The organism is Chromobacterium sp. Ag138 (genome assembly GCF_055181315.1).
In genome coordinates this window covers 3,794,844-3,802,596 of the sequence record NZ_JBUPWA010000001.1, presented here as the reverse complement: position 1 = coordinate 3,802,596, position 7,753 = coordinate 3,794,844, and the positions used below count along the sequence as shown (strand labels likewise).

Sequence of the window (7,753 nt, the reverse complement as noted above, 5' to 3'; positions counted from 1 at the left end):
GTCGGCCATGCAGCGTCAGGAACGCCTCCTCCAGGCCCAGCTCCTGCCGCAGCAGCGCGCTGGCCTCGCCGCGCCAGTCGTTGAAGTCCCCGGCCAGGATCAGCGGCAGGTGGTCCGCAATCCCCTGCCGCACGTAATCGGCCAGCCCGCGGTATTGCCTGCGCCGATCGAAGGCCAGCAAGTTGAAATGGCCGCACAACGCCACCACCGGCTGCGGCCAGCCATCCGGCTGCAACAGGCACTGCAGCACGCCCCGGCTTTCGAAACGGTTGACCGAAATATCGCGGTTGCACCACTCGCGGACGTGAAAACGCGTCAGCAAGGCATTGCCATGATGGCCGTGCCGATAACTGGCGTTCAACCCGTACACCGCGCGATGCGCCAGCCTGCCGGCCAGATAGTGGTGTTGCGGCTGGACGGGCCAGATCTGGTGGCGCAAAGCCCGCTCCAGGTTCTTGCCCTGCACCTCCTGCAGAAACAGCATGTCCGGCGACAGATCCGCCAAAGCCTCGGCCATGCCGCCCACCTTCACATGCCGGTTCAACGGCGACATGCCCTTATGGATGTTGTAAGTGCAAACCGTTATGCTTTTCATATGGTTATCAATAACTTAAATCAAGCATCCAGAGTCAAACCCCAGCAAAGCCGCGCCCCATCGCATATGAAAAATCCAATGCTTGCGCAGCGCGCCCTGCCTGGGCATGCGAACCAGCACCCTGCATTTTACAACACGCCCCCACGTTCGATACGAGCCGTCCAGGCGCCGCCGCTGCGCGCCCGCCATTCGGAATAGACCACCTCGCCATGCCAGCTCAAACCGCGAGCGCATAAAGTCGCCGTTCATCGAATTCCGCTTGGCAAACCGTCGCCGCCTATAGTAATTTGAATTTGTACAATTTCAAAAAACAATCGCCATGGCTATTTCCCGCATGCCGACCACCCATCGCCAGCCCGCCGCCATCCCCATGGCCGGGCACCCGGTGCGCGCCGGATTCCCATCCCCGGCAAGCGACCACATGGATAACGCCATCAACCTGCACGACTACCTGGTGGCCGATCCGCTGGCCACTTTCATGGTGCGGGTTCGGGGCGACTCGATGCGCGACGCCGGCATCCTGGACAACGACATCCTGGTGGTCGACAAAGGCCTGCCGCCCCGGCATGGCGATATCGTGATCGCCGTGATGGACGGCGAGTTCACCGTCAAGCGGCTGCACCGCAAGGAGGGCCGGTGCATGCTGCTCGCCGCCAACCCGGCCTACCCCGCCATTGAGCCGGCGGATGGCCAGGAGTTGCAGATCTGGGGCGTAGTGGCCGCCTGCGTGAGGAAGTTGAAGTGAGCGTTTTCGCCCTGGTGGACGGCAATAACTTCTACGCCAGCTGCGAGAGGGTGTTCCGGCCCGATCTGGCGGACAAGCCCATCGTGGTATTGAGCAACAACGACGGCTGCGTGGTGGCCGCCAGCGCCGAGGCCAAAGCGCTGGGTTTCCAGATGTTCGGCCCTTACTTCGAAATCGCCGGCCTGTGCCGCAAACACGGCGTCACGGTGTTTTCCAGCAATTACGCGCTATACGGCGACATGAGCCGGCGCATGATGGCGATACTGGCCCAGCACGCCCCCTGCCAGGAAGTCTATTCGATAGACGAGTGCTTTCTGGACCTGGCCGGCCTGCCGGACACCGATGCGCTGGCGCGGCGGATGCGGGAAGACGTGCGGCGCCGCATCGGCATTCCGGTCAGCGTCGGCATCGGCCCCAGCAAAACGCTGGCCAAGCTGGCCAACCACGTTTCCAAGCGGGTGGAAGGCTGGGACGACGGCGTATTCGACTGGAGCTGGCTCTCCCCGGCCGAAACCGACGCGCTGATGGCGCGGCTGCCGGTCGGCAAGGTATGGGGCGTAGGCCGCAGGCTGGCTGCCAGGCTGATCGAACAACATATCGATACCGCCCTGAAGCTGAAACGCGCCGACCCGCGCTGGCTGCAGCGGAATTTCAGCGTGACGCTGGAGCGCACGGCGGCGGAGCTGAACGGCGCCAGCTGCCTCAGCCTGGAAGACGCGGAGCAGCCGCGCCAGCAGATCATCTCCAGCCGTTCCTTCGGCGAAAAAACCGCCGACCTCGCCGTGCTCACCGCCGCCGTCAGCCATCACATCGCCCGCGCCGGCGAAAAACTGCGCGAACAAGGCAGCGCGGCGCGGCTGGTCGGCGTCAGCGTGCGCACCAGCCCCTTCGGCGACGATCCCTACCACGGCTACACCGTGGTGCCGCTGGTCCACCCCAGCGACGACACCATGGCGCTGGCTGCCGCCGCGCTGGCGGGCCTGCGCGCCGTCTACCGCCGCGGCCTGCGTTACCAGAAAGCCGGCGTGGTGTTGATGGAGCTGTCCCCCCGCGAACAACGGCAAGCGGACTTGTTCGCCGCCGCGCCAGATCCGCGCCGGCAACGGCTGATGCGGACGCTGGATTCGATCAACCAAACCTACGGCCACGGTTGCGTCAAGCTAGCGTCGGAGGCGCTGACGCCCAATTGGGAAATGCGCCAGGACGTGCGGTCGCCCCGATACACCACCCAACTGAGCGAGCTATTACTCATCCGCTAGCTCGCATTTCACTGCCATCTTCGAGTGGGCTCCATTCCGGGCCCGCATCGTCGATGCCATCAATCAGACGCCTCCCCCAAGGCGGCGCGCGCCGCCCGAAACCTGCGATTCGCCAGGTCATCAGGTCATCCAGCGACTTGGACAACAGCTCCTCCGCGCAGCGCCGGAAGAAAGCCAGCCCCACCACCACAAGCCCGGCATGCCGTCTCGCGCCGGCATCGCCGCCGCAACTTTCACGCCATGGTCGTAGCGGCCACGCAACAGTGCATGTCTACAACATCTTGTGGCCGCCTGATGATGGGCAACAGCTGCTAGCGTATCCAGCGTTTCCTGCAATTTTCTGACAACCGCATCCACGCGCCATTTTACCCGCCAAAAATTTTCCCTCCCCGCAAAGCCAATAACGGCGCGGCTTTCCTCCCCGCGGCCAGATTCCCGGCCAAAGTCAAGACTTGAACTACATCCACCCCACCACTAGAATTTGGGCAGATTTGGCGGTGCTGACGGTACATCTTGTGTTTACCCACAGCCCGCACACAGCTTTTCAACAGAATTGTCCACAAGCTGACCTGTCCTCAAGAACGCAGCGCAGCCGGACGTAAACTTCTCTTTATCGAGGGATACATGCAACTGACCACCTTTGAAGGGCAAACCGCCGCGGAACTCGGCCGCGCAGCAGCGCCGCAAGCCGACTTCAGCCTGTACAAAACCATCCGACGCAATGGCGCGGTGGTGCCGTTCGAACCCGTCAAGATCTCCATCGCCATGACCAAGGCCTTCCTGGCGGTGATGGGGAATCAAGGCGCCACCTCCGCCAGCATCCGCGACAAGGTGGCCCAGCTGACCGAACAGGTGGTCAACGCGCTGATGCGCCGCAAGCCGGAAGGCGGCGCCATCCACATCGAAGACATCCAGGACCAGGTTGAACTGTCGCTGATGCGTTTCGGCGAGCACGACGTGGCCCGCGCCTACGTGCTGTACCGCGAACAACGCTCGCAAGAGCGCGCCGCCCGCGGCGAAGCGCTGACCAGCGTGCAGATCAACGTGCTGCGCAAGGACGGCCGCAAGCTGCCGCTGGACGTGGCCCGCCTGCGCGCCAGCATCGAAGCCGCCAGCAAAAACCTGGCCGGCATCGACGTGGACGCCATCCTGGCCGAAACCCTGAAAAACATCTACGACGGCGTGCCGGAAGAAGAAGTGGGCAAGTCCGCCATCCTGGCCGCCCGCTCGATGATCGAACAGGATCCGGCCTACGATTACGTGACCGCGCGCCTGCTGATGGGCAACATCCGCCTGGAAATCCTGGGCGAGGCCGTGAGCCAGGACGAAATGGGCAAGCAATACGCGCCCTACTTCGCCGACTACATCAAGAAGGGCATCGCCGCCGAGCTGCTGGACGAAAAGCTGGCCGAGTACGACCTGAAAAAGCTGGGCGCGGCGCTTGACGCCGAACGCGACCTGCAATTCGGTTACCTGGGCCTGCAAACCCTGTACGACCGCTACTTCCTGCACGTGGACGGCACCCGCATCGAAATGCCGCAGGCTTTCTACATGCGCGTCGCCATGGGCCTGGCGCTGAACGAAGTGAACCGCGAAGACCGCGCCATCGAGTTCTACAACGTGCTGTCCAGCTTCGACTTCATGTCGTCCACCCCCACGCTGTTCAACTCCGGCACCCGCCGCAGCCAGCTGTCCAGCTGCTACCTGACCACCATCGCCGATGACCTGGACGGCATCTACGAAGGCATCAAGGAAAACGCGCTGCTGTCCAAGTTCGCCGGCGGCCTGGGCAACGACTGGACCCCGGTGCGCGCCATGGGCTCGCACATCAAGGGCACCAACGGCAAATCGCAGGGCGTGGTGCCATTCCTGAAAGTGGTGAACGACACCGCCGTGGCGGTGAACCAGGGCGGCAAGCGCAAGGGCGCCGTCTGCGCCTACCTGGAAACCTGGCACGCCGACATCGAGGAATTCCTCGAGCTGCGCAAGAACACCGGCGACGACCGCCGCCGCACCCACGACATGAACACCGCCAACTGGATTCCGGACCTGTTCATGAAGCGCGTGATGGAAGGCGGCGAGTGGAGCCTGTTCTCCCCGTCCGAAACTCCTGACCTGCACGACCTGTACGGCCAGGCTTTCGAAAAGGCCTACACCGCCTACGAAGCCAAGGCCGCCCGCGGCGAGCTGAAGGTGCACAAGCGCATTCCGGCCCTGAGCCTGTGGCGCAAGATGCTGACCATGCTGTTTGAAACCGGCCACCCGTGGGTCACTTTCAAAGACCCGTGCAACATCCGCAGCCCGCAGCAGCACATGGGCGTGGTTCACAGCTCCAACCTGTGCACCGAGATCACGCTGAACACCAATGACGACGAAATCGCCGTCTGCAACCTGGGTTCCGTGAACCTGTCCGCGCACCTGAAGGAAGACGGCAGCCTGGACGCCGACAAGCTGCAGCGCACCATCCGCACCGCGCTGCGCATGCTGGACAACGTCATCGACATCAACTTCTACCCGGTGAAGAAGGCGCGCAACTCCAACCTGAAGCACCGTCCGGTAGGCATGGGCGTGATGGGCTTCCAGGACTGCCTGCACATCAAGCGCGTGCCGTACGGCTCCAACGCCGCAGTGGAATTCGCCGACGAATCCATGGAAATGGTGGCTTACTTCGCTTACCTCGCCTCCACCGAGCTGGCCGAAGAGCGCGGCCGCTACCCGTCGTACAGCGGCAGCCTGTGGGACCGCGGCGTGCTGCCGCACGACAGCATCAACCTGCTGGCGGCCGAGCGCGGCGGCTACCTGGAAGTGGACCGCACCGAGCGCATGGACTGGAACAAGCTGCGCGACCGCATCAAGCAGCACGGCATGCGCAACAGCAACTGCCTGGCCATCGCCCCGACCGCGACCATCGCCAACATCATCGGCGTGTCCGCATCCATCGAGCCGACCTACCAGAACCTGTTCGTGAAATCCAACCTGTCCGGCGAATTCACCGTCACCAACGAATACCTGGTGCGCGATCTGAAGGCCGCCGGCCTGTGGGACGAAGTGATGGTGGCCGACCTGAAGTACTTCGACGGCAGCCTGGGCCAGATCGACCGCGTGCCGGCCGAACTGAAAGCCATCTACGCCACCGCTTTCGAAGTGGACCCGAAATGGCTGGTGGAAGCGGCCTCCCGCCGCCAGAAGTGGATCGACCAGGCTCAGTCGCTGAACCTGTACATGGCCGGCGCTTCCGGCAAGAAACTGGACGAGCTGTACAAGCACGCCTGGCTGCGCGGTCTGAAGACCACCTACTACCTGCGCACCCTGGCCGCCACCAGCGCCGAGAAGTCCACCGGCCGCGGCGGCGAGCTGAACGCCGTGTCCAGCCAGGCGCAATCCGCGCCGGCAGCCGTAGTGGACAACACCCCGGCCACCGACGCCAAGTTCTGCAGCATCGACAACCCCGATTGCGAGAGCTGCCAGTAACAACTGATCGCGGCGAGGCATGTCTTTCTGCCTCGCCGGCCAAAAACTGATTTTGTTCAACTGTTAGCAACCAAAAGGAGCAAGCAGATGGCAACAAACACAGGAGATGGTTTCCGTAGAGGGTCCGTCAAGGACAGAACTCAAGTGCATAACCCGCAGAACGACTCGTGGGTAAAGCGCGATACCGATACGGGTCGATTTATTGATGGCAAGCAAGGTGATCCGTTCAAAGGCATTGCCAAAGAGCAGGATAAACGCCGCAAGTAGTTCGTAGGGTGGAACACCCCGCAAGGGGCGTTCCACCGAATGGGCGAAACCTCTCGCGAGGTTAAGCCCAATCGGGAGGCGCAAGCCTCCCCATCCTCAAGCCGCTTGGCCTCCAGGCGGTTTCGGGATGCAAGCCCCGGCCCCGCGCGAATGGCGGCGGACTGGAAAAATGCAATGCCCCGACACAATGACGAGACGAAAGCCCCGTAATGAGCCTGGAAGCATTTTTCGAGCAATACCGACAAGGCTATTCGCAGCTGGACGTGGATGCCGTGATGTCGCGCTTCACCGTGCCCTTCACCGCCATCCACCACGGCGACCTGGCCTGCTGGCAGGACATGCACTCGTTGCGCGCCACCACCTCGGCCCTGCTGGAGTGGTACCGCGCCCAGGGCTTCGCCGGCGCGGCGTACCAAGTGGAAAGCCTGCTGCCGATGGGCAACGACGCCGCCAGCGCCACCCTGATCTGGACCGTGGAGCGCAACGGCCAGCCACCCTGGCGCTACCGCACCGGCTACCACCTGAAACGGACGGCCGGCCAATGGAAGATTTACGGCGTGGTGCAATACGACACCGCGCCGGAACAGCAGACGATGGCCCAGCCGTCGTCGCAGCCGCCAGTCGATGCCGGCTGACGCGAAACGTGCCAGCCGGGTCCGGTTGGCACGGCAACAGGCAGCGCCATGGGAGGGTCAGATGCAGACATTTGAAAACATCGGCATTACCGGATTTTGCGAAGAAAAATCGCACAACCCGGACAAGCAGTTCCTGCTGTTCAACATGTACTTGCACCTGAGCGCCGCGCCGCCCAACGAGTGGAAAGACTTTTTCAGCGAATCCCGCCGCCTGCCCCGCGCCCAGCTGTGGCGCAAGGCCTGGATAGAAGGCGACACCCTGGTGGTGTACTGCCAGCCGGAAGAGCTGCAGCAGCAAATCGAAGAATTGAAGGAAGACCTGGCCGTGGCCAATCAGCAATACCGCCAGCTGCAGGCGCTGCGCATCCAGCGCCGGCGGCTGCAGGAACAAGTGGAGCAGGAAGAGGCCTGTGAACGCAGCCTGATCCGCCAGCTGGCCCAGCAACTGCGCTTTTAGCCGCGGGAGACGCCATGAGCACCACCGCCTATTACCTGCTGCGCAAGAGCGTGAGCGGCCGCAGGCCCCTGGTGGCCGACGCCGGCGCCCACACCCTCAGCGTGCAGGCCGCCCCGCCGGACGAAACGCCGTCCGCGCCCGGCAGCATTGAAATCACCCGGCAAAGCCAGCTGCAGCCGGCCCAGGCCATGCAGGCCCAGGCCCCGCAACCGGAAAAAGCCGTAAAATCCGCATAAGCAACCGCCGCGTCCGCGCGGCAAAACCAAGAATCAGGAGCACCCATGCTGAATTTCGAAGACGCCGTCCCCGCCCCGTCCGCCGCCC

The 7,753-nt window shown here is 63.3% G+C and carries 8 protein-coding genes; 7 read left to right on the top strand and 1 reads right to left on the bottom strand.

The window, feature by feature from the left end:
- A partial coding sequence (locus ACY3GB_RS17800) for an endonuclease/exonuclease/phosphatase family protein (RefSeq protein ID WP_463089907.1) occupies positions 1–595 on the bottom strand: 595 nt, incomplete at its 3' end.
- A 319-nt stretch (positions 596–914) separates the two neighbouring features.
- Between ACY3GB_RS17800 and ACY3GB_RS17795 the strand changes: the two genes are divergently transcribed.
- The 7 genes from ACY3GB_RS17795 (at position 915) to ACY3GB_RS17765 (ending at position 7,665) form a co-directional block, all read left to right on the top strand.
- Entirely contained in the window at positions 915–1,340 is a 426-nt protein-coding gene (locus ACY3GB_RS17795; protein WP_463087207.1) for a LexA family protein, read from the top strand.
- Positions 1,337–2,599, top strand: a complete 1,263-nt coding sequence (locus tag ACY3GB_RS17790) for a Y-family DNA polymerase (RefSeq protein WP_463087206.1) — start codon at positions 1,337–1,339, stop codon at positions 2,597–2,599. The genes ACY3GB_RS17795 and ACY3GB_RS17790 overlap by 4 nt, the downstream gene beginning before the upstream one ends.
- Before the next feature lie 624 nt (positions 2,600–3,223).
- Entirely contained in the window at positions 3,224–6,070 is a 2,847-nt protein-coding gene (locus tag ACY3GB_RS17785; RefSeq protein WP_463089906.1) for a ribonucleoside-diphosphate reductase subunit alpha, read from the top strand.
- An 87-nt stretch (positions 6,071–6,157) separates the two neighbouring features.
- Positions 6,158–6,337: a hypothetical protein gene (locus ACY3GB_RS17780; RefSeq protein ID WP_076228218.1), complete on the top strand. Its 180-nt coding sequence runs from the start codon at positions 6,158–6,160 to the stop codon at positions 6,335–6,337.
- A 209-nt stretch (positions 6,338–6,546) separates the two neighbouring features.
- A complete protein-coding gene (locus ACY3GB_RS17775) occupies positions 6,547–6,972 on the top strand; it encodes a nuclear transport factor 2 family protein (RefSeq protein ID WP_463089905.1) in 426 nt (141 codons plus the stop codon).
- A 61-nt stretch (positions 6,973–7,033) separates the two neighbouring features.
- A complete protein-coding gene (locus tag ACY3GB_RS17770; protein ID WP_231178186.1) occupies positions 7,034–7,429 on the top strand; it encodes a hypothetical protein in 396 nt (131 codons plus the stop codon).
- 14 nt (positions 7,430–7,443) lie between these two features.
- Positions 7,444–7,665 carry a hypothetical protein gene (locus ACY3GB_RS17765; RefSeq protein WP_021476703.1) on the top strand — a complete coding sequence of 74 codons (222 nt, stop codon included), beginning with the start codon at positions 7,444–7,446 and terminating at the stop codon, positions 7,663–7,665.
- Positions 7,666–7,753: the final 88 nt, after the last annotated feature.